16 protein-coding genes are annotated in these 23,428 nt (G+C 43.0%); 8 read left to right on the forward strand and 8 right to left on the reverse strand.

Annotated features, from left to right (window positions below; genetic code table 11):
* Nucleotides 1-41: 41 nt before the first annotated feature.
* The 4 genes from AAA938_RS03380 to msrA all read right to left on the reverse strand — a co-directional run bounded on the left by AAA938_RS03380 (nt 42) and on the right by msrA (nt 6,668).
* The gene (locus tag AAA938_RS03380) at nt 42-428 is read right to left on the reverse strand and encodes a response regulator (protein ID WP_338227229.1); all 387 of its coding nucleotides are present in this window, start codon (nt 426-428) and stop codon (nt 42-44) included.
* Between the two features lie 18 nt (nt 429-446).
* Nucleotides 447-1,562, reverse strand: a complete 1,116-nt coding sequence (locus AAA938_RS03385) for a response regulator (protein WP_338227230.1) — start codon at nt 1,560-1,562, stop codon at nt 447-449.
* On the reverse strand, nt 1,555-5,247 hold the full coding sequence (locus AAA938_RS03390; protein WP_338227231.1) for a PAS domain S-box protein: 3,693 nt from the start codon (nt 5,245-5,247) through the stop codon (nt 1,555-1,557). The genes AAA938_RS03385 and AAA938_RS03390 overlap by 8 nt, the downstream gene beginning before the upstream one ends.
* Before the next feature lie 305 nt (nt 5,248-5,552).
* Nucleotides 5,553-6,668, reverse strand: a complete 1,116-nt coding sequence (gene msrA, locus AAA938_RS03395; RefSeq protein WP_338227232.1) for a peptide-methionine (S)-S-oxide reductase MsrA — start codon at nt 6,666-6,668, stop codon at nt 5,553-5,555.
* A gap of 192 nt (nt 6,669-6,860) precedes the next feature.
* Between msrA and AAA938_RS03400 the strand changes: the two genes are divergently transcribed.
* Both AAA938_RS03400 and AAA938_RS03405 read left to right on the forward strand, forming a co-directional pair.
* A complete protein-coding gene (locus AAA938_RS03400; protein WP_338227233.1) occupies nt 6,861-7,457 on the forward strand; it encodes an outer membrane beta-barrel protein in 597 nt (198 codons plus the stop codon).
* A 71-nt stretch (nt 7,458-7,528) separates the two neighbouring features.
* Nucleotides 7,529-10,192 (forward strand): PQQ-dependent sugar dehydrogenase, encoded by a 2,664-nt coding sequence (locus tag AAA938_RS03405; RefSeq protein WP_338227234.1) that lies wholly within the window; start codon nt 7,529-7,531, stop codon nt 10,190-10,192.
* Between the two features lie 221 nt (nt 10,193-10,413).
* On the opposite strand, the gene AAA938_RS03410 is transcribed toward AAA938_RS03405, so the two are convergent.
* Entirely contained in the window at nt 10,414-10,926 is a 513-nt protein-coding gene (locus AAA938_RS03410; protein WP_338227235.1) for a hypothetical protein, read from the reverse strand.
* Nucleotides 10,927-11,084: 158 nt separating this feature from the next.
* On the opposite strand from AAA938_RS03410, the gene AAA938_RS03415 reads away from it, so the two are divergent.
* Complete coding sequence (locus tag AAA938_RS03415) at nt 11,085-12,233, forward strand: aminotransferase class V-fold PLP-dependent enzyme (protein WP_338227237.1); 1,149 nt, start codon at nt 11,085-11,087, stop codon at nt 12,231-12,233.
* Between the two features lie 22 nt (nt 12,234-12,255).
* On the opposite strand, the gene AAA938_RS03420 is transcribed toward AAA938_RS03415, so the two are convergent.
* Both AAA938_RS03420 and AAA938_RS03425 read right to left on the reverse strand, forming a co-directional pair.
* Nucleotides 12,256-13,608, reverse strand: coding sequence for a sensor histidine kinase (locus tag AAA938_RS03420; protein WP_338227238.1), 1,353 nt, complete (start codon nt 13,606-13,608; stop codon nt 12,256-12,258).
* Nucleotides 13,598-14,986, reverse strand: a complete 1,389-nt coding sequence (locus AAA938_RS03425) for a sigma-54-dependent transcriptional regulator (RefSeq protein WP_338227239.1) — start codon at nt 14,984-14,986, stop codon at nt 13,598-13,600. Before AAA938_RS03425 ends, AAA938_RS03420 begins: the two co-directional genes overlap by 11 nt.
* 318 nt (nt 14,987-15,304) lie before the next feature.
* Between AAA938_RS03425 and AAA938_RS03430 the strand changes: the two genes are divergently transcribed.
* From AAA938_RS03430 to AAA938_RS03440, 3 genes are all read left to right on the forward strand, one after another.
* Nucleotides 15,305-16,555 carry an efflux RND transporter periplasmic adaptor subunit gene (locus AAA938_RS03430; RefSeq protein WP_338227240.1) on the forward strand — a complete coding sequence of 417 codons (1,251 nt, stop codon included), beginning with the start codon at nt 15,305-15,307 and terminating at the stop codon, nt 16,553-16,555.
* Nucleotides 16,556-16,667: 112 nt separating this feature from the next.
* Nucleotides 16,668-17,036 (forward strand): four helix bundle protein, encoded by a 369-nt coding sequence (locus tag AAA938_RS03435; protein ID WP_338227241.1) that lies wholly within the window; start codon nt 16,668-16,670, stop codon nt 17,034-17,036.
* Between the two features lie 66 nt (nt 17,037-17,102).
* Nucleotides 17,103-17,801 (forward strand): ABC transporter ATP-binding protein, encoded by a 699-nt coding sequence (locus AAA938_RS03440; RefSeq protein WP_338227242.1) that lies wholly within the window; start codon nt 17,103-17,105, stop codon nt 17,799-17,801.
* 34 nt (nt 17,802-17,835) lie between these two features.
* Here the strand turns inward: AAA938_RS03440 and AAA938_RS03445 are convergent, their stop codons facing one another.
* On the reverse strand, nt 17,836-18,237 hold the full coding sequence (locus tag AAA938_RS03445) for a four helix bundle protein (protein WP_338227243.1): 402 nt from the start codon (nt 18,235-18,237) through the stop codon (nt 17,836-17,838).
* Nucleotides 18,238-18,413: 176 nt separating this feature from the next.
* Between AAA938_RS03445 and AAA938_RS03450 the strand changes: the two genes are divergently transcribed.
* Nucleotides 18,414-20,777, forward strand: coding sequence for an ABC transporter permease (locus AAA938_RS03450; protein ID WP_338227244.1), 2,364 nt, complete (start codon nt 18,414-18,416; stop codon nt 20,775-20,777).
* A gap of 139 nt (nt 20,778-20,916) precedes the next feature.
* Nucleotides 20,917-23,322: an ABC transporter permease gene (locus AAA938_RS03455; protein ID WP_338227245.1), complete on the forward strand. Its 2,406-nt coding sequence runs from the start codon at nt 20,917-20,919 to the stop codon at nt 23,320-23,322.
* Nucleotides 23,323-23,428 lie beyond the last annotated feature (106 nt).

Consider the following 23,428-nt stretch of genomic DNA (forward strand, 5'->3'; position numbering starts at 1 on the left):
GGTGTAGACTTGTGACTTTTTCCTATCTGACAGGGATCTTTTTAGAAAAAAAGAGTGTCCTTGATCGCCTCAAGGTAATTCAGCTCCAATGGTTTTTCGATGTATTCGATGATGCAGGAGTACTTCAATGCTTTTTGTTTATCAGCCAGATTGACTGATGAAGAGATGATAAAGACTTTGATGCGTTGAGATTGATTCAAAGATTCTACGAAATCCGCCACCACCCAACCATTTGTTTCAGGCATATATAGATCCAAGAAGATAAGGATGTTCTCATTGGTCTCTTTGTTTTTTTCCAAATATTCAATGGCTTCTATTCCGGAATTAAAGCATTTAGGATCAGCATGAAACCCGGATTTTTTGGCGATCAATTTATGTATGAATTGATAATTGGAATCATCGTCCACGATGAGCAGGTCGAAATTCATTTTATTAAAGATTGGAATTTAGAGGTCTAATGAAATTTGATTTTGGTTGGATTTATCTGAGATATCTCTGATGATTTGATCAAGTTCTAAAGCTGCATTATAAGATATTTCCAGAATTTCTCTCAACTCCCCATCACATTTTTGCATGTCCATCGAATTGATGAGATCCAAAGCCCCCATCATCTTAGCAAGGGGAGCTCTCACAATGTGGGATTGAGTCCATGCGATCTCTTTGAGTGTTTTATTTTGTTGGAGAAGGGCCTCGATGTACTTGGACTTTTCGGTAATATCCCTGTAAATATTCATTACTGTACATTTTCCCTCGATTTCAATTTTGGTTGCTTTCACTTCGACGATTCGCTGTTCTCCGTCCTTTCGTTTGATTATTGTTTCAAAAGAAATTGAACCCTTTTCCTTGAGCAATTCAAATTTTGAATTAAAATATTCGGGGCTCATGTTGAGATCCACATCTTTGACACTGAGCTTTTCAAGCTCTTCTTTGCTATATCCCAGCATTTCCTCCGAGGCGGAATTGGATTCAAAAAATAATCCAGGACCACTTTCATCGATATGAAAGAGGTTAATGTTATCCAGATTGGATTCGAAAAGTTGACGAAATTTCTTTTCGTTTCGCTCCGCTTCTTCTTTTGCTTTTACCAATTCCACTGTTCTTTTTGCCACGATATCTTCCAGGTGATCGTTTGTGTTTTGAAGCTGGTCCAGTAGTGATTTGTAAAGGAGTTGATTTTTTATCCTCAGTTTGACTTCATTGAAGTCAAAAGGCTTAGTCATGAAGTCATTTGCCCCATTGGAAAGGGCTAAATCACGGGATTTTGGCTCTGCATCTGCAGTGATTACAATTATCGGGAAATATCCGAACTGGTTTTTTTGATTTTTGATTTGATCCAGAATATCAAATCCTGAAATCTTTGGCATCATTAAATCAAGCAATAGCAGGTCTGGTTGTTTATACAGTAATCTTTGGAGCAAAGCTTCAGGATCATTGGTAGTCCAGATGTTATTGTATCCTGTTAAAATCAAAAGATTTTCCAGGAGAAAGGTGTTTTGAATGTTGTCGTCGACAATGTAAATCAGTGGATTTGAGATTTCTCCGATTTGCTCCTGATTATTCATGGGATTTAAGCTTATTGTGACTGAGGATTAATTGCATCAATTTGTCCCAGTCGATGGGTTTGGTGATATAATGGTCTGCTCCTAAACATTTCAATTCGTTAAGTTGCTTGGAGTCAGTGTCTGCACTGATTATGATGACGGGAATGGATTGAGTCGATTGATTATGTTTAAGCTCTTTCAAGACTTCTTTTCCATTTGTGTCATTGAGTCTAAGGTCCAGTAGAATTAAGTCTGGACGATGGGAAATAGCCAAGCCTAAAGCTTCTTTTTCAAATTTTGTTTCAATTATTTCATGATTGGGGTTGGCATTGTTGATCAAAGCGGAAATCAATTGGATGTTAACCTCATTGTCCTCTACCAAAAGGATTTTTAATGGTATATTGGACTTTTCGATTGCCATAATATCCTGAAAAGCAAAATCACCTTGAGTGCTTGGAGAATAGGTCGGCAAATCTATCCAAAAGGTACTTCCAATACCGATTTGACTTTTGACACCCACATCTCCTTCCATGAGGATTATGAACTTCTTCACCACAGAAAGACCCAAGCCAGTTCCTTCAATAGAGGAATTTTCCAATCCTCCTCTTTCAAAGGGGTTGAAAAGTTTTTCAATTGCTGATTCTTCAATTCCAATCCCAGAATCTTCGACTGATATTCTTGTCATTTGAGTGGATGAAGAGGCTTTTGATTCAGGGGTGATTTGGATATTGACTATACCATTTGGCTTATTGTACTTGATGGCATTGTTGATCAAATTGAATAGGATCTGTTTCAACCGATGGGGATCGGCATTCACATAATTTGGAGTTCCGATCTCAGAGTTAAAATTTATCTTGATTCCTTTTTGGTCGGCTATAGGAAGCAGGGACTCTGTCACTTCCTGAATAATTCCTCCTACCTCAAGGGACTGGGTATGGATGGAGATTTTTCCGGCTTCAATGCTGGATATGTAAAGCACTTCATTGATCAGATTCAGCAGATGATTTCCGCTTTTGAGGATATATTCAATGTTTCTTTTCTGGTCATCTCTGAGAGGGGTGTATTCCATGAGCTGCGCAAATCCCAAAATAGAATTCATCGGGGTTCTGAGTTCATGGCTCATTCTGGAAAGAAATTCACTTTTTGCCCGATTGGCTGAATCCGCTTCGCTCTTGGCTTTTTCAAGTTCTCGGGTCCGTTCCTCTATTCGGGTTTCCAAGTTTTGGTTTAGTTCCAAGATTTCCCTCTCGTATTGCTTTCTCTGAGTGATATTCGAATCTGATCCTCTGTAGCCTCTGAATACCCCATCTTTATCAATAATGGAAGTTCCAAAAGTCTCAACCCAGATGATTTCACCGTCTTTTCGCTGAATAGGATTTTCCCAGTTTTTCAAACTTTTACCTGAATGAAGATAAGCCAATCCTTGTGTTTTGAACTCTTCAAAATACTCTGGTGGAAAAAGATCGTAGAAGTATTTTTTTCCAATCAACTCCTCAGGCTCATATCCAAAAACAATCTTTGAAACAGGACTTATATAGGTGTATAGTCCCTTATCATCGGTCTCCCAAATTACAGCCCCACTATGCTCGGCGATTTGACTAAACCGCTTTTCACTATCCTCGAGTGCTTTTTGCATTTTTCGGGATTCGGTTATATCCTTCCAAGCCGCAAAAAGTACCATTTCCCCATCCATCTCGATTTGGGCGAGCTTGACTTCCGACAAAAATTCTGTCCCGTCAATTCTTTTATTTAACCATTCAAATTTTTCAATCTGATTTACTTTTGCCGATTTCAGGATTTTTCTGGCCTTTTCACTACTTAGTTCTCCGTCAGGTTGGTATTCTGGAGATATTTCTTCTGCATGTTTTCCAAGTAAATTTTCTCTTGTACCCCCGATCATTTTCTCTGAAGTATGATTGCATTCGACAACAACCCCATCCTTGATCACCAAATATCCGTCGGGAGCCTCTTCAAAAAGGAACTTATATTTCTTTTCACTTTCTTTCAGTTCTTTTTCAGCTTTCTTGATATCAGAAATATCCAAGCCCTCACACTGCATTTCATAGGGATTGCCAAACGAATCAGTCAAACAAACAAATTCCCAACGAGTAGTCATGATGCTCCCATTTTTATTGGGTTTATCCAGTTCTACCTGATAAGATTTCCCAGGGTTTGCCATACATTTTTCTACCGTTTTTATGGCCTTTTCCACGTCATAGGTGCATATTGAAGAGAGAGAATCTGATTTGTGAAGGCCTTTGTTTGTATATAAATATCCAAAGTCCTCCTCAAACTTCCTGTTCCAAAAAGTGTGGAGCCCCTGAAGATCCGTACGGATTATATAGTTTGTCTGTGAATTGAGCAGGCTTTGTAGTCTACTTTGACTTTCCTGGATTTTTGTGAGGTTCTCTCTTGAGTTTACGGCTTGCTGAAGTGTGTAGAGGATAGTTTCTATAAAATCGTACTCTTCTTTGAGAAATCGATCGTTTTCCTTGATAAAAACATTCAGGAAAAACCAATCCCCGGTATCCAGCTCGGTTTTTCTGCAAATTGAATTGCCAGTCTCAAGAAACGGATCTGTTTGAAAGGATTGGGTTTTCCATGAGATTTGAACGGATGTTTCTTCTGGATTCAAAAATCCGGCTTGGATCACTCCCGCACTTCGTTGCAGTAAATCATTAATGGACACGCTGCTGTCATTGCCGAGTGCAGAGACTTGATATATAGCCCGAAGTTCCTTTTGCCTTTCTCTCTCGTTTTTTTCAATTAAGAATCGGCTGTGTACGTTGGAGAGGATGTCTGAAAAAATCCTTAAAATGGACAGTTCTCCTTCGGAGTATCGATGGATTTTTTTTACGGAATCCAAACCCAAGAAGCCCAGACATTGGGACTGATACATGATGGGCATGGTAAGAATACTCTGAATCCCCTGAGGTTCCAGGGTTTTTCTCAGTTGGTCTTCCGGGTCAAGTTTTGCCACCTCCTCCACATAAATCGGCTCTCCTTTTTTGTGGGAGTTGCCCCAGTGTTCCATTCCCTCCATACTGTAATTTTGGAGGTATTCGATTTGAGGCTCTATCCCATCTGCACACCATTCATAGGTGTTTGAGGTGGTGTGGGATTCCCAATCGTATTCGAAAATGTAGATTCTGTCAGCTTCCACAAATTTCCCTAGGCGCTCCAAATTGGTTTGGATTCCTAATCGGATTTCTTTTTCCGATAGATTGATAAACGAGCTGGAAACCTCCACCAGAGTCTGATTAAGCTTGGTTTCTTCCTCCAGTTTTTTTTGGGCTCGAATTTGATTGGTGATGTCAGAAAAAAATACGGAGACTAGATTTGGTTTTTCATCACTTGATAGGTTACTGGGTATTGCATTGATAATTATCCATTTATAGTCCTGAAGAATTGGGTTGAAGACTCCCATCGTTACCTTTTTTACCGATTTCCCGGTCTTCAGAGCGATTTGTGCAGGATGCTCTTCACCAGGAAAAGGGGAGCCGTCTAAGTAAATAGCATGCCAGCTAGGGTCAAATGAATCAAGACCCGTCAATTGATTAAGCGATAAGCCTAAAATTTTCTGCGCAGCTTTATTTGCATCTATAATCTTCCCTTCTCCATCATGAAAGACAACTCCTTCATCCAGAGATTTGAACAAGATTCTATAGCGGTCATTTTCACCATTTAGTTCTCCAGGTGCTGTCATAAGTTAAGCTATACTGTTTCGCAATAGGTTTTTTGGATCCTATTGAGGGCATTTTTAATTATTTAGTTTTATTAAGATCTTTATCTAGAAGGGAAAAAACCAGGTCTAAAAAAATGGCGATAAGTGAAATAGATGAAAGAATTATCTTGTTTTATATGAATATAATTCAACAATAATTAGAAAAATGCAGATTTTGGATTTTTATCAAAAATTTTTTTTAAATCTAGCCTTTACACAACTAGATTCAATCCAAAAAAAAAGGTTGGAGAATTTCTCCAACCTTTCCGAACAAATTTTCTGTCTCTTTAATCTACCAGCCAAAGGAATTCCCCATAGCCTTGGGCTTCCATTTCTGATTTGGGAATAAACTTCATGGCGGCAGAATTCATGCAATACCTCAAGCCTGTCGGCTCCGGTCCGTCATAGAAAACGTGTCCCAAATGGCTGCCTCCTAGCTTGCTTCTTACTTCCACTCTAGTCATGCCCAGCGTTCGGTCTATGGGCTTATCGATGATTCTGGCATCAATGGGCTTGGTGAAGCTCGGCCAGCCTGAGCCCGATTCATATTTGTCCTTGCTGCTGAAAAGGGGAGCACCCGATACGATGCACACATAGATTCCTTCTTCCTTATTGCCATTGTATTCATTTTGGAAGGCATACTCCGTTTCATCCTCCATAGTTACTTCATATTGAAGTGCGGTGAGGGTCTTTTTCAATTCTGCTTTGGAAGGAGCGGTATACTTCTTCTCGCTCAGCTCTGGCCAATGCGCCTTGATGAAAGCATCTCTTCCGGAACCGTTTCGGTAGGCATAGTATTCTTTGGGATTCTTTTTGTAATAATCCTGATGGTAGTCCTCAGCCGCGTAGAAATTGGTGTATTTGATGATCGGCGTTGCGATTGGTTTTTTGAATCTGCCGGACTTATCCAGTCTTTCTTTGGAGGCTTCTGCTACTTTCTTTTGCTCAGCATCATGGTAGAAAATCGCTGATTCGTATTGGGAGCCCCGATCATAAAAGGAACCTCCCACATCGGTGGGGTCGTAGGTCTGCCAGAAGATATCCACCAGTTCAGCATAGCTGATGACTTCCGGGTCGAAGGTGATCTGAACCGATTCGCGATGAGAAGTTTTGCCAGAGGAGACTTCTCCGTAGGTAGGGTTCTTTTCTTTGCCTCCCGAATAGCCGGAAACCACAGAAATAACCCCGTCCAATCCTTCAAAAGGAGCTTCCACGCACCAGAAACACCCGCCGGCAAACGTGGCTAATTCGGATTTGGCTGAGAATACGGCTACTTCTTCTTCGGTTTCGGCCGGTAAAGATTCATTGGTCTCGTTTTTTACAGCAGGGGAATTTCCACAAGCCATAAACAGGGCGAGGAACAGCCCAAAGACGGGAAGTTGTAATTGAAATGATTTGTTCATGTGTGAATTTACTTTTCCTAAAGGTGAAAATTGGGTCGGTTTTTGAAAGAAAACCAATCCAAACGATTTTGTGTTTCGCGCAACATCCAAATTAATGTTAATGCCCGAGGTCTCAAATACGAGCATAGATTCATTTTGGATGGTCGTCTAGGTTACAAAATCAGTTTTGGCTGGGACTTAATAAAAAAAACTATGCGCAAATCGATCTTTCTTTTCCTGTTCGGTTACTTCCTTGTACTGACTCCGCTAATTGCTCAGCAGGGAAGCGGATTCGGGGTAAAAGGTGGTTTGAACTTCAATACCAGTGGGAAGTACTTCCGGGATGCAGGTGATATTTTTACCAATCCCGGTGAGAATATGGGTTATCATTTGGGAGTTTTTTACCAGTTGACCAGCTATGATATTTCCCTGAGACCCGAGTTGATTTATACCAAGACAGAATTCAATACGGATTTGGGAATGGCAAAATATCAGAAGATTGACCTTCCTGTTTTGGTGAAGTTGAGGTTGTTTCAGATTATCGGTTTTTCAATAGGACCTTCCTTTCATTACACGTTTGATGAGAAGTTTTCCGCCCCTGAGCTATTCGAAAATTCTGATCCGTTTTCTCTGGGCTTTCAAATGGGCCTGGGTGTCAACTTTGGCCCCGTCGGGCTTGATTTGAGATTCGAGCGGGAGCTAAATGAGCGTAAATACACCTTGGATAATGTCTTGGGGAAAGAGGAGTTTAAAAATCAGCAGCTAATTCTTGGCTTGTCTTTCATGATTCCTTCCAAAAACTCAAAATAATTCCACTCCTTTAAAATTCTTCTGTTTTACTTTTTGATTTCCTTATTTTAAGAATTCTAAATATGCTTAAAATGGAAAAAAGACTAATGGCATGGGTAATGCTGGGATGGATGCTGTGGGGATGTGCCAAAAAGGAGGAAGATCCTTTTGCAACAGTCCGGCCGGAGGAAAGCCGATTTACCAAAATCACCTTGGTAGAACGACTCAATGAACCGATGGAACTGGAGGTTCTGGACAATCTGGACGTATTGTTTATCGAGCGGGGAGGAAAACTCCGAAAGTATGTGGCCGCAGAAGGGACAATAGAAGAAATCGGAGAACTTGAGGTCAATATCAATGGGGAGGACGGCCTACTTGGTCTGGCCAAAGATCCAAACTTTGAGCAAAACCAATGGATCTATTTGTACTATGCTCCGGTGGGAGAGCCTGCAATCAATCGCCTTTCCCGGTTCACTTTGGTAAATGGTCTGCTTGATAAGTCTACCGAAAAAATCATGCTGGAAGTGCCTGTCTTCAGAGGTTGCTGCCACTCCGGTGGATCGCTTGAATTCGATTCCAAAGGCAATTTGTTTTTGAGCATGGGAGATGATACGACTCCTTTTGAGTCGGATAATTACAATCCTATCGATGAACGATCAGGTCGTCCAGAAAATGTCGATGCGCAGAAAACCTCCGGAAACTCCAATGATTTGCGGGGATCTATCATTCGGATTACCCCACAACCTGATGGAACTTATACCATTCCCCAAGGAAATCTTTTCCCTCCAGGTACCCCAAATACCCGACCTGAAATCTATGTGAAAGGCAACAGAAACCCCTTTCGAATTTCCGTGGACCAGAGAAACGGCAACCTGTTTTGGGGTGAAGTGGGGCCTGATGCCTCAGTGGATAGCTTGAAGCGGGGACCTAAAGGCCATGATGAGTTTAATCTGGCTACCAAGCCGGGTTTTTTTGGCTGGCCGTATTTTGTGGGAAATAACAAACCTTATTGGAAGTACGACTTCGAAAAGCAGGAAAGTCTCTTTGAGTTTGATCCTCAAGCTCCTAAGAATACTTCCCCCAATTCCACAGGGATTGAAACTTTACCTCCCGCTACTCCAGCCTTGATTTGGTATCCCTATAATGAGTCAGAGGAATTTCCCATGCTAGGGACCGGAGGGCGAAATGCCATGGCTGGACCGGTGTACTACCGGGAGGATTACGAAAAGTCAGAGGTTCATTTTCCCGGCTATTTTGACGGAAAGGTATTCTTCTATGATTGGATGAGAAACTGGATTTTCACGGTGAAGCTGACTGAAAATTTCGAGTATGATACCATGGAGCGATTTATGCCTTCGACGGTTTTTGACAAGCCGGTGGATATGCAGTTTGCCAAGGATGGTTCACTGTATATTTTGGAGTATGGGACTTTTTGGAGTGCTCAAAACGATGATTCTGGTATTTATAGAATTGAGTTTGCATCGGGCAATAGAAAACCTGAGGCCAAAGCCACTGCCAATCAATTGACCGGAGCTTTGCCACTTCAGGTTCAGTTTTCTTCAGAAGGAAGCCGGGATTCAGATGAGGGAGATCGAATAGCGTTTCTTTGGGATTTTGGAAATGGAAAAACTTCCTCTGAAGCCAACCCTAATTTCACATTTGAAGAAGCAGGGGAGTATGCAGTGACCCTTACGGTGAAAGACAAAGAAGGAGCTGAATCTCAGGCTCAATTGATGATTTTGGCAGGGAATGAAACCCCTCAGATCAATTTGGATTGGAAGGGGAATAGAAGTTTCTACTTCGGCAAGGAGTCCATTCCCTACCGAGTAGTGGTGACTGACCGGGAAGATGGTGCCGTGGATTCCTCAAGGGTTGCTTTTTCTATTGACTATCTCGAAGGTGGCTTTGACCGCGTAGAGGTAGGGCATAAGGAGGAAGTATTCAGCCCGGGAGAAAATTACATCACCCAATCTGGCTGCAAGGCCTGCCATGCGATCAAGGACAAGTCCATCGGTCCGGATTATACCTCAGTTTCTGAAAAGTACCTGAACCAGCCTGATGCCAAAGAATACCTAATTGAGAAGATTACGAATGGTGGAGGAGGAGTCTGGGGTGAGCGGGTGATGCCCGGTCATACCCATCTGCCTGCTAATCAGATCGAGCAAATGGTGGATTATATTTTGGGTCTTTCCGATCCGAATTCAGGGCAAAGAAGCCTTCCTCTTGCTGGAACTTACCCGATTGATCGGGTAGATCTTCAAGAGGGATACTATATCATTCAGGCGAGTTATCAGGACTTGGGAGCCAATGGGATTCCACCTTTGCAGTCCAATGAACAGATTATCCTGAGAAATTCCCTACAGCAGGCCTCCTTAGCCGATCAGTTGGAAGGAGTAGCAAAAGCCAATGGCCCACAATACCAGTTTGTACGCTATACTGCTGCAGGGGCTTGGATCAAATACGAACAAATTGATTTAACGGAAATCTCTTCACTGGAACTGACTTTGAACCCCGGCAATACCCAGGGGAAAATCCAAGTCAGAATGGGTAGTCCCGAAGGTGAACTTTTGGGTGAAACGGTGCTTCTTTCCAAAGAGGATAGACCCAAAACTCAGGAAGGTCCATTCTTCCCGGTTACTATTTCTCTAAATAAAAAATCAGGCTTCCATGACCTGTATTTCGTGTTTGTTTCTGAGGGCGATGTCTCCATTTGGAATACTTTCAATATGAATACGATAAGATTTGTCAGGGAATAGAAATCAAAAAAGATCTCAGTCGGCAAAGGCTGAGATCTTTTTCTTCTAAGATGATTTTGAATACTTGGGGCTTTGCCAGTAACCTTCCTTGAAGGTTAAAAGAACTAAATAATGCTGATTTTTTGCATACTTCGGTCTTCCGTCATCGGTCATCTGGCCCAAAATCTGAGGAGTAGACGTTTACTGTTAAAATATCGCAAACTCAGATTTTAATTTCTTTCTTATTCCAAATGAGAGGCAAAGAATTCCTTGAGTCGGATAGCTTCTTCGTTGTCCACTTTTTTGTCTTCCAAGACTGATTTTACCAAGGGAAAGAGCTCATCAAAAGGAGGATGCTTCTGAAGGTGAGTATTCTTTTCCATCCATTGATTGAGTCGATAGATTTCATAAGTATTGACATCTCCACTTGCCAGAATACCCTGAAAAATACCACTCAGGAAGTAGAGATTGGGTTTTTCAAGTTTCTCCGAGCCCACATCTCCCACAAATTCCCGAAGGATATTTTTCATTTCTTCCAGCTCCTCGTTGTTTACCTTACCGTCCTCAACAATAGGGCGAATTTTTTCATAGAGACTTTGGAAGTTCTCGTTTTCACAAAGGGGTTCATTAGTGTAGCACCAGTCTTTTAGTGCTTCGTATTCGTTTTTATTGACTACTCCATCCAGGGAAACGCCATAGATCAGTCCTGCCAGTTGATAAGCTGCTTTTTGGGTTGCTTTGTCATTCAGGTTCATGGTATTTGGGTTTGTTTTGAAAAATAAATCACTTCTTAATTTAAGGCCCTTTAAGGGAATTTTTAAATTTAATTTCGATTAAATGAAGATTCTCTTTCCATTAAGCTGTTAGGTTTAAATAAGATCTTTCTACTCAAATCCTTTCTAAATCACCCCCAATGACACTTGTCTGCCAGAAAAGCCTTTTCTCTCTCGATTCGGACGTTTCCTATCTCAACAATGCTTACCGAGGTCCTATTCTAAGAAAGTCCGAAGAGGCGGCTCTCAGGGATTTGGAAGGGATGAGAAAGCCCTACCTTGTTCAGTCGGAGGATTTTTTTCTGGGTGTAGACCGAGTGAAGAGCCTTTTTGCCCAATTGATCCATAGTCAAAAGGAGCAAATTGCCCTAGTTCCGAGTACTTCCTATGGCTTTGCGGTTGCGCTGAATAATATGATTTCTGCTTCCGGGAAAAAAGCCATAACCGTAAGTGATGAATTTCCGAGCGGGTATTTTTCTTTGAAAAATTGGGCAGAAGCAAATGACGGGAAACTGGTAGTCATTCATCCGGACTCTAAATCTGAATCCTTCGGGGCAGACTGGAATGAACGAATACTCCAGGCCATCGACGGGGAAACATCCGTAGTGTTGATTTCTTCGGTTCATTGGATGAATGGGGTAGCTTTTGACTTGGAGGCAATAGGGAAAAAATGCTGCGAAAATGGGGCAGTATTTATCGTAGATGGAACTCAGTCAGTCGGAATGCAGCCTATGGATGTGGAGCGCTTCGGAATAGATGCCTTGATTTGCGCAACTTACAAATGGCTCCTTGGGCCTTATTCCTTGGCTTTGGCCTATTTTGGGGAGCGCTTCAATTCGGGAAAACCTTTGGAAGAATCTTGGATGAATCGAACCAACTCCCGAAATTTTTCAGGTCTCACTGACTATCAGGAAACTTATCTTCCCGGAGCTGCTAAATATGACGTGGGGGAGACGAGCCATTTCCTGACGCTTCCGATTTTGGAGCAATCCCTGATTCAGATTTTGGAATGGACTCCTGAAGCTATGCTCTCCTATGCCCGAGGGCTAAAAGAAAAGTTAGCCGAGTTTCAGCTGGAGCGAGGGCTTCATCTTTCCATGGATCGCCATAGTTCCGATCATCTGTTTGCTTTAACCCTGCCCACCGGTAGTGACCCTCAGCAAGTCAAAAAACAACTGGAACAGGCCAAAGTCTTTGTTTCCGTTCGTGGTACATCCCTTAGGGTTTCGGTCAATGTCTTCAATGAGGAAAAGGATGTGGAGAGATTGAAGGGGGCTTTGATATCTTGAAATCAGGTTGGGAAACTGAATTTCACCTAAAATTCAAACTGAACACCGTCTTCTTATCCGGCTCGGACTCCACGGTCAAGCTGCCCCGATGTAGGTTCATAATCTGTCGGGAAATGGCAAGGCCGATTCCTGAACCGGTTTTTTTTGTGGTGTAGAAAGGAACAAAAATTCGCTCCAAAGCTTCGGGGACGATCCCAGGGCCATGGTCTTCCACCTGTATCTGAATTCCCAAATCTCCCTGACCTACCGCTCTCAAACATACCTGACGGTCGGCTCGAGTCTGAAGAGATTCGGCCGCATTTTTCACCAAATTGATCAGAATCATCGAGATCTGATCGGGATCGCAGAGCACCGTCAAATCCTCGGGGAGAACCTGAGTTTGAACTTCCACCTGGAGGCTTTTCAGGTCTTCTTTCATCAATCCCAAAACATTTTCAAAAAGCCCTTTCACTGCAACTTGCTCCTTTTTGGGAACAGGTATGTTGGTGTAGTCACGGTATGCATTGACAAAGTTGACCAAGCCCTTACTTCGATTGGCGATCGTGTCCAATCCTTCCTGAATATCCTGAAAACCGTCTTTTTTGATCAGCATACCTTCCTTTTGCACATAGCTGTCCTCGTCGAGAATGGTCCGTAGCGACTCAACCAAACTGGAAATCGGCGTGATCGAGTTCATGATCTCATGCCGGAGTACTTTGGTCAGGTTTTGCCAGGCTTCCAGTTCATTGGATTGGAGTTCGGCATTGATGTTTTGGAAGGAAAGCAAGGTCCAACTTTGCCCGCCCATCTTGATCGAAGTGGACTGAATGATCAGATGTATGGAAGGATTGACCCGAAAAGAGAGTCTTTGTCCGGGTTTGATGCCCAAAATCTCTTCCAAAAGTTGGGGAGATAATCGGCCCAAATCACTGATATTTCGAAATTGGGGAATTTGAAGCAGGTGCTTTGCGGCATTGTTAATCACGCCGATATTGCCTTCTGCATTGAAAGAAATGATCCCGGTATTGATGTGCTGAATGATTACCTGGAGAAAAAGCATCTGCTCTTCTTTCTCTGCCCGGGTTTGCTTAAAAACCTCCATCACTTCGTTGAAAGCCGTGTTTACCTCACGAAAGGAAGCCCCCATCTTGCTGTCTGTGGTGAAGGATGAGGAAAAATCAGCGAATCGAATGGAGTCAAGAAATCTCGCCAACTTTTGGTTGATGGAGTTGACAAAATAGATCATTTCCCCAGTCAGGAGAGCGGCTACCATAACCAAAAGAAATGGCGCCAGAAGAAGATTTTGACTCAAATACAGCCAAATGGCCAGAAATAAAGCCGAAACGATCCCCAAAATCCTCAGGGAAATGCCAAAGGAGAACTTCTTATAAACCATATTTTTCCAGCCTTCTGTAGAGCGAAGAACGGGTAAGTCCGAGTTCCTCGGCAGCACGGGTAATGTGACCGTTATGCTTTTGTAGCGCTTTGCGGATTAAAATGCGCTCTACGTCTTCGATGTTGAGATGCTCCAAGCTGACGTTTTCCTCGGATTTTTCGGGTTGTCCCATCTTTTGGAGGAAAAGGTCTTCAGGCTGCAGGACGTTGTGATTGCTCATGATTACAGCCCGTTCGATGCTATGCTGTAGCTCGCGGATATTTCCCGGCCAATGGTACTTAGTCATCCGTTTGATCAGAGGCTCTGATGCTTTTCGGATATCCTTGTTGTATTTTTTGGAATAGTAGCTGATAAAGTGGTCAGCCAAAAGAGGAATATCCTCCACTCGCTCCCGTAGTGGTGGCAAGGTGATTTCAATCGTATTGATCCGATACAGTAAATCCTGCCGGAAGGTATTGTCATAAACCATATTGTACACCGGCATATTCGTGGCCGAGATCAGTCGGATATTCACGTCCACGGGACGGTTGGCACCGACTCGGGTGACTTGGCGATTTTGAAGGGCCGCCAAAAGCTTGGCCTGAAGGGGAAGTGGTAGATTCCCGATTTCGTCCAGGAAAAGTGTTCCTTTATGTGCCTGTTCGAAGCGTCCTGCGCGGTCCTCTTTGGCATCGGTGAATGAGCCTTTCTTGTGTCCAAACAGCTCGGATTCGAAAAGTGTATTGGTGATGGATCCTAAATCCACCCCTACGAAAGCCTCTCTGCTTCTTCGGGAATTTCGGTGAATGGCCCTTGCGATCAGCTCTTTTCCTGTTCCGTTCTCTCCCAAAATCAAAACATTGGCATCAGTTCCCGCTACGCGCTCGATGGTTTCAAATACCTTTTGCATGGCAGGACTTTGACCGATAATATCTTTGAATTTGTTGTCAATGTCCTGCTGAAGTGTTTGCTTTTGATCTTTGAGCAGATTGACCTCCAGTTTTTTCTGACGGAGTTGGAGCGCAGAATTAAGAGTCGCCAGCAGACGCTCATTTTCCCAAGGCTTGAGTACGAAGTCTGTGGCTCCTTCTTTGATGGCCTTTACAGCCAAGTTCACATCGCCATAGGCAGTAATCAATACCACGACCGCTGATGGATCAAGTTCCAAAACCCGATCAAGCCAATAAAATCCTTCCTGGCCCGAACTCACATCTTTGGTAAAGTTCATATCCAAAAGGATCACATCGTAGTTTTCATTGTGGGTGAGAATGGGCAGGAGATCGGGGTTGGTCTCGGTGTCCACTTGGGCAAAATGCCTTTTGAGAAAAATTTTCGCGGCCTTTAGCAGGTCCTCGTTGTCATCCACGATCAGGATTTTACCTATTCTTTGCTCATTCATGTCCTACAGTGCTTACTGATTAGTAATTAAAAGGTATATACCAGTTATTCTAAAAGTCTGCCGAAAATCAATTACGTAAGTTTTTTTTCAAAAAGTGCCATTTCCGGACAATTTTGGCCGTTTTTAAAGCGGATAGTTCTCATTTTTTGAATTGGAAAAGAAAAGGCTTGAACCAAGTTTTGTTCGCTGGCGGACGAAAATGTTCGAGTCAGCTATTAGTCCTTTGGAAAAAAAGTCCTTTTTCAGCCGTAAACAGCCCTTTTTGGATGGCACAGCAATTGGCAAATGGTGTAAAGCCAAAAACAGGCAATAGTACACATGGACAGAAAACTGGAAAAAAAGACGTGGACTCCCCGAAGAATCGCAGCCGTGCTCGGTGGCGTGTTGGTATTGGGGGGAATTATTTATCAGCTAGGTTTTGCCGACCACCGATCTACGATGAATGTAGAAAAGGACCGACTCAGTATCGGGACAGTCAAGACCGGTGAATTTACCGACTACATTTTGGTCTCAGGGCAGATTGAGCCAGCCAGAACTGTCTTCCTCGATGCGATAGAAGGCGGGGTAATCAATCGGGTAGTCAGAGAATCAGGTGCCTTGGTCAAAAGAGGAGATACTATATTGATTCTCAACAACTCCAATCTGCAGCTGGACGTGATGCAGAGGGAAACCATGCTCTATGAACAGATCAATAACCTTCGTCAAACCCGACTTCTTCTGGACCAAAACGACCTGAATCAGCAGGGTCAATTGGCTGAGATCGACTACCAAATCAGCTTGCTAGAGCCTCAGTATCAACGTTTCAAGGAATTGCATGAGAAAAAGTTGGTTTCAGATCGGGAGTTTGAAGAGGTCAAAGAACAATATGAGTACAATGTAAAGCGTCGCAAACTCACCTATGCCTCCTACCGTAACGATTCCATCGCCCGGTCCATTCAGCTCAATCAGCTGAGGATGTCCGAAAATCGGATGCAAGCTTCCTTGACAGGAGTAGGCAATATCTTGGACAACCTGGTCATTACTGCGCCTATAGCCGGACAATTGGCCACTCCGCAGCAGTTGGAGATCGGACAGGCCATCAATCCCGGACAGCGCTACGGGCAGATTGATATTCTGGATGAATTCAAAGTAAGAGTGCCTGTGGACGAGCTTTATCTTCCCAGAATCAGCACAGGCCTTCGGGGTAAGTTTAGTCTCAGTGGCAGTGAGTACGAACTGGAAATCAACAAAATCTATCCAACCATTACCAACGGGCGATTTGAAGTGGATATGATTTTCACGGGAGAAAGACCTGAGGGTATTCGCCGAGGTCAAAGTGTGAGAATCCGATTGGAACTGGGACAAAGTGAACAAAGTCTTCTTTTACCCACAGGTGGATTCTTCAAGGATACCGGAGGCAACTGGGTTTTTGTACTGAACTCTTCGGGTAATGCAGAAAAGCGGAATATCCGATTGGGTAGAAAAAATCCTGAATTCTATGAAGTTCTGGAAGGCCTGGTTGAAGGTGAAAAAGTCATCATCAGCGGGTACGAGAATTTTGGGGACAATGAGGTGCTTGAGTTGAAATAGTTTGGAAGTCCGATGTCGGATGTCGGGTGACCGATGCGTATTTGAGTCTTATGGTATTCAAATTATTTTTAACTGTAAATAATTGATTTTCAATAGTTAAAAAAGACTTGTCATGGAAGAATATCAAGCGCATTTCAAATTTGAAAACCTTAAGATTTGGCAAAAGGCCATGGATTTTGGAGAAATGATTTTTGACGAATCAAGAAATTTCCCAAAAGAAGAGACCTATAATCTAATTTCTCAAGCCAGAAGAGCCGCCGACTCGATAGCTCTGAATATTGCTGAAGGGTCAATCTCTCAGTCTAATCCTGAGTTTATCAAATTCATCAATTATGCCGTCAGGTCTTTAGCTGAGGTTGTGACTTGTCTGCATAAAGCAAAACGAAGAAACTACATCAATTCCGAAGTATTCAAGCAACTATATCAGGAAGCTTTTCATCTTATGAATATGCTTCAATCCTTTAAGTCAAAAATCAAATAATTACTATCAACTTCCGGTTGACGACATCGGACATCCGACATCGGGCATCGGACAACTATCAAAAAAATGGAAAACGTAATCAAAACCGTCAATCTCAAAAAACTCTACACCACAGAGGAAGTAGAAACTACCGCATTGGACGGAATCCAAATTGAAATTAAAAAGGGAGAATTTGTCGCAATCATGGGACCTTCTGGGTGTGGTAAATCCACTTTACTGAATATCATCGGCCTTTTGGACAATCCGGACAGCGGAGAGTATCATTTCCTGGACCAGGAAGTCGCCAAGTTTTCGGAGAGACAGCGGTCTTCTTTGAGAAAAGGAAATATCGGATTCGTATTCCAAAGCTTCAATCTGATTGATGAATTGACGGTTTTTGAAAATGTAGAGCTGCCTTTGCTTTACCTGAAAACCCCAGCCGACGAGCGAAAGAAAAGGGTGGAAGAGGTCTTGACCCGAATGAATATCATGCATAGAAGAAATCACTTTCCTCAGCAGCTTTCCGGTGGTCAGCAGCAGCGTGTGGCTATTGCCCGGGCGATAGTAGCCAAGCCTTCTGTAATCCTTGCCGATGAACCTACAGGTAACTTGGACTCTAAGAATGGTGAAGAAGTAATGCGCCTTTTGGAAGAACTGAACAACGAAGGAACCACCATCGTCATGGTAACTCACTCTCCTCACGATGCCAACTATGCCCACCGAGTCATCAACCTATTCGATGGCAAAGTGGTGACGGAAAATATTAGGGAGCAGTTTCATGTTTGAAGCAGGGGAGTATGGGAGTAAGGAAGCAAGGAAGTTAATTTCCGCCTGAATTTACGTTTCCATTTCCCGTGGCCTTCTTGGTTTTCAGAGTGGCCCGAAAGGCTCCCATACTATTCATCAAGGCATAGGCTTGGGAGTAGAAGTTCGAAAATTTAGCTTCAGTTAGATATTTCCTTCTTCTTGCTTTGTGCAAACAGGTGACAACTTCAGCCAGAGATCGTAAGGAATAACCAGTGAATTTTCGGAACTCCTTGGTTGATTGGCCAGTGGACCCTTCTGCGATATTTAAGGCTATGGAATCAGCAGCCCGACGTATTTGAGAAATCAAATTGAATTTTTCATCACTAGGAAATTTGCTCGATGCTTCAAAAATCAGCTCCCCAAAACCCATAGAAGTATGCCAGATTCTCAGTTTTTCAAATTTAAAAGTTTCCATGATTGTCTAGATTTATTGATGTTAAACAATTGAAATTCAATTTATTGAAATCCAAAATACTTTAAAACATCCCCCAAAAATTCTATTCGACATTCTCGTCAACTTCCATACCCCCAACTCCCATACCTCCTAACTTCCATACCCCCAACTCCCACACCCCCATACTTCCCAACTCTATGCTTTCCAACTATCTAAAAATCGCCTTTCGTGGCTTTGCCAAGCACAAGCTTACCTTTTTTATCAATCTTTTTGGATTGGCTTTGGGCCTTTGGGCAGCCATTCTGATCGGATTATGGGTGGATTCAGAGCTCCGTATCAACCGTGAATTTGCTGATATCGATCGGATTTATCGGGTGATGGAGCATCAACACTATGGTTCCGAAATTTTCACCACTACTTCTACCCCGGGAGTTTTGGCAGAGAGTATGAAAGAGACACTTTCAGAGATAGAGTTTGCCTCTACTTACACCTGGAATCAGACGCAGCTTTTTATCCAAGGAGACCAGCGAATCAAGTTGGATGGAATCTATGCGATGCCCGATTTGATCCATATTTACCAGTTTGAAGTGCTGGAAGGAGATCCCAATCGCATGCTGACGGAAAACAATCATGTGGTCTTAACTGAAAAAGGGGCTATTTCTCTTTTTGGACGAACTGATGTGGTAGGAGAGGATGTCGAGGTGAGGCAGGGAACAGATGTCAAAAATTTCATTGTTCAGGGAGTATTGAAAGATTTGCCTTCTAGTGCAACCCTGAAATTTGACTATTTATTGCCCTATTCTTTGTTTTTCAAGGAAAATGATTGGTTGGCTGAGTGGGGGAATAATGGGCCCAGTACTGTTCTCAAACTAAGGGAAGGAGTAGATGGAGAAGCCTTTTCCAAGAGTATTTCCAATTATATCGCTGAGAAAAATGATGGTTCAAATGTGGACTTGTTTGCCTATCCTCTCGGTGATCTTTACCTCTATGGACAATGGAACGAGGGTAAACCTGTAGAGGGCAGAATCAAAAATGTGAAACTGTTTGCCATGATCGGAATTTTTGTTTTGGTCATTGCCTGTATCAATTTCATGAATTTGAGTACTGCAAAATCTCAAAAGAGGGCCAAGGAAGTCGGAGTACGCAAAGTTTCCGGAGCTAATAAAAACTCCTTGATTTTCCAGTTTCTCAGTGAGTCGCTGCTAATCACTTTTTTTTCGGCTGCTTTTGCTGTGATTTTGGTTGAGCTTACTCTTCCCGTTTTTAATAATTTGACTGGGAAGGAAATGTTTGTGCCCTATCTATCGGGATGGTTTTGGATCAATCTTTTTGGCATCATCCTGATTACCGGTTTGATCGCTGGAAGTTATCCTGCATTCTACCTTTCGGCCACTAAAGTGGTATCTGTTTTCCGTTCTTTTACCAAATCGGGTAGAGGAGTGGTTCTAGCCAGAAAAGGCTTGGTATTATTTCAATTTATACTGGCCACCATCCTGATTGTTTCCACCTTGGTGGTTTATCAGCAGATAAGTTATGCACTCAATCAAGATCTGGGCTATTCTAAAGATCAATTGATCCAAGTCCCCTTGGAGGGGAAGCTTCTGGAGGATTTTGATATTTTCAAATCCGAGTTGGAGCGAAATGAAAACATTTTGGCCGTCTCCAGATCTTCATTTGGGTTTTTGGGAAGGAACTCCAATACAGGTGGAGTTGAATGGGATGGCAAAGACCCGGAAAATGCCGCTTTGTTTGAGATCATTCGGGTAGATTATGATTTTCTTGAATCCACTGGGCTTCAATTGGTAAAAGGTAGAGAGTTCTCGAGGGAAAATGGAACAGATTCGGTTTCAGGTGCCATATTGAATGAAGCAGCCCTTCGACTGATGGAACAGGACAAGGAGGGGCAAGAATTTTTCAGGCTTTGGGAAGAAGAAAGGAGTATCACCGGTGTGGTCAAAGACTTTCATTTCGAAAGCTTTAGACAAAATGTAGCTCCAGCCATCCTATTGCTGGATCCGGATAATACCTGGCAGGCTTTTGTCAAGGTAAATACCGAAAAGATTCAAGAAACGGTGGAATTTTTGGAGAGTACTGGCAAGAAACTCAATCCCGAGTTCCCATTTGAGTATAGCTTTATGGACGAAAATTACGCTCGCTTGTACCAGGAAGATGTGCGGCTAAGAGACTTGGCGCAATATTTCAGCATTTTGACCATTTTGATTTCTTGTTTGGGACTCTTGGGATTGTCTGCTCATGTAGCTGAGCAAAAGACCAAAGAAATCGGCATTCGCAAGGTATTGGGAGCTTCGACCTTTTCCATCCTTCAGGTAATCAACCGGGAATTTATTTTGATCGTAAGTCTTTCGATCATTATTGGTTCTGGAGTTGCCTTTTGGGTCATGGAAGATTGGCTATCCGGCTATCAATATCGGATTTCATTTGAGTGGTGGTTTATTCCTTTGGCAGCTGGGGCTATCATGGGAATTGCCTTCCTCACTGTCACCCTTCAATCACTAAAGGCTGCACATTCCAATCCTGTCCAAGCCATCAAGACAGAATAGATTCTGGTCGATATCGGGCGTTTTTGTTCGCTGAATTGGAATTGACTCCCCAAAAAATACTGAAATCAAGGGTTTTGGGGAGTTTTTTTATGGCACAGAAACTGGCCTTCATTTCAAAGATCTTTAGCTTTTATAACCTATGCTGAAAAACTATTTCAAAATCGCCCTTCGAAATCTGCTCAAAAGAAGACTTTTTTCTCTGGTAAATATTCTGGGGCTTGTGCTCGGACTTTTTTGCTTTTTGGTATTGCAGGCCTTTGTGGTCAGCGAATTTTCCTTCAATGATTTTCATGTCAATAAGGATCGGATTTATCGTTTGGTGGTTCAAGAGGGAAGTGGGGAATATGAAACCTATCTTGCTCCGGGATATGCAGGAATAATCGAGAGTAATTTCTCTCAAGTGGAAGCGGCTGATCGATTTGCAGGCTACATAGGCGGAGGACTGGTAGCTATTCCGGGTACTGATTTGGCTTTTAAGGAAAATGCAATCGGATTTGTTGAAGGTGATTTTTTCCAAAATTTCTCTTTTAGCCTGAATAGAGGCTCGGGAAATCTGGACCAACCCTATACGGCTGTTCTGACAAAGGCATTGGCCGAAAAATACTTTGGTGCAGAAGACGCTTTGGGTAAAGCCATTTCACTGAGCAATCAATTTGGGAAGGCTGATTTTACTATTACGGGGGTTCTAGATAAGATCCCCGCCCAATCGGATTTTGAAGGGGATATTTTCCTCTCTATTCACACCTTGGAGCGCCCCGAATACCGAAAAGGGAATGGCTGGGCAGACCCCAACGGCTTGGAGTCTGGTTTCGTGAATATGTTTTTACTGGTGAAGGAGGGAGAAAATCCTGAAAGTTTGGAAGCCCAGATGACTGATTTTATCCGGCAAAACCCCAATACCAAGGAGGATCAGATTTTTCTTCAGCCTTTGGAGGAAATTCATTTGGGATCGGGAATTTCAGACCCCCTTCCCAAAACTAGTTCAATGGGTAGCGTTTTGGTTTTTCTAGCCATGGCAGTTTTGATTCTTCTGATCGCCTTTGTCAATTACCTAAATCTTTCCTCGGCAAACCTCCTGACTAGAATCAAGGAAATCCGAATGAGAAAGGTGATGGGGGCATTTTCTTGGCAGTTGGCTCACCAGTTTATGGTCGAGACACTTTTGCTGATTGGGGTTTCCTTGGGCCTAGCTCTGGTTCTCTTTCAGCTTCTCAGTCCATTTGCCAGCGAATTGTTAGGCAAGCCAATCGCAGAAAATATCTGGGTTCAACCTTGGGCCATCGGAATGCTGGTAATGATCGTGGTTGCCGCTGCAGCTTTTTCCGGTGGCTATGTAGTTGTTCTTTCCGGGCAATTTGAGAAAAATTCTAAGCTTCGATTCTCAGCAAAAGACCAGCAATGGGGTAGAAAGGCCTTGGTAGTCTTCCAGTTTGTGATTTCCATCGGGATTATTTTGTGCACACTGGTAATCCAGGATCAATTGAGTTATATGCAAAGTCAGCCTTTGGGCATGGAACTAACCCAAAGAGTCATCATAGAAGGTCCTGAAGATTTTCAGGGAGATAAAGCCGGGAAAATGGACGCTTTCCGTCAAAGGCTTCTCGCTCAAAGTTTCGTTCAGGGTTTGGCCGGATCTAATTCCCTGCCGGGTTACAGCTATAATTTTTCGGCAGGAGGAATCACCCCCTCAGTTCCAAGACCGGAGGACAAGGATTACAACTACTCCATGTTTATCATTGATGATCAGTTCATTTCTACCTACGGCATCGAAGTATTGGCAGGAAGGAGCTTTAATCGGGGAGAAGCGGAGGCCAATTGGAACAACCTTAGAAAAGTCATGCTCAATTCCAAAGCGGCAAAGCAATTGGGATTTGAAAGTCCAGAGGCGGCCGTAGGCCAATCGATTTTGTGGGGAGAGCCTTTTGAGGTGGTAGGCGTGATAGCCGATTACCACCACATGTCTTTAAGAGAAGAAATCAGTCCGTTGGTTCTCTTGGCTGCTGAAGCCTCCGGTTATTTTACTTTAATTCTGGACAATTCGAATATGTCGGCCCAAATCGGGGAAATCGAAAAAATCTACAAGGAGGTATTCCCTGGAAATCCATTTACCTATTCTTTTTTGGATGAAATCTACGGCCGACAATACCAGCAAGAGCAGCAGCTTAGCCAGGCTTTCAGCGTTGCAGGCGGCTTGGCCATTTTGATTTCCTGCTTGGGACTATTTGGGCTTTCAGCCTATTCGGTGCAGCAGCGAACCAAAGAGATTGGGATTCGAAAAGTATTGGGTGCCAGTACTCCGAGTCTTCTAACCCTGATCAGCAAAGACTTTCTGATTTTGGTAGTGGTAGCCATGCTTGTTGCATTTCCACTTGCTTATTATGCCACGCAAGGCTGGCAGGCTGATTTTCCTTATCAGGCTGGATTTTCGGCATTGACTTTTGTTCTAGCCGGAGTCGGTTCCATTGGCTTGGCCCTATTGACCGTGGGTTTTCAAGCCATAAAAGCCGCTTGGTCCAATCCTGTAGAGTCCATTCGCAACGAATAGTGTCCGAACTGTTCGAAAGCAAGACAGGTAAGTTTTTTCCAAATACCTAAAAAGATGCCTCTGGAATAGTCCTGGAGGCATTTTTTGATTTTTTGACCGAATTGGA

It is taken from the genome of Algoriphagus taiwanensis, assembly GCF_036245645.1.
Classification (GTDB): domain Bacteria; phylum Bacteroidota; class Bacteroidia; order Cytophagales; family Cyclobacteriaceae; genus Algoriphagus; species Algoriphagus taiwanensis.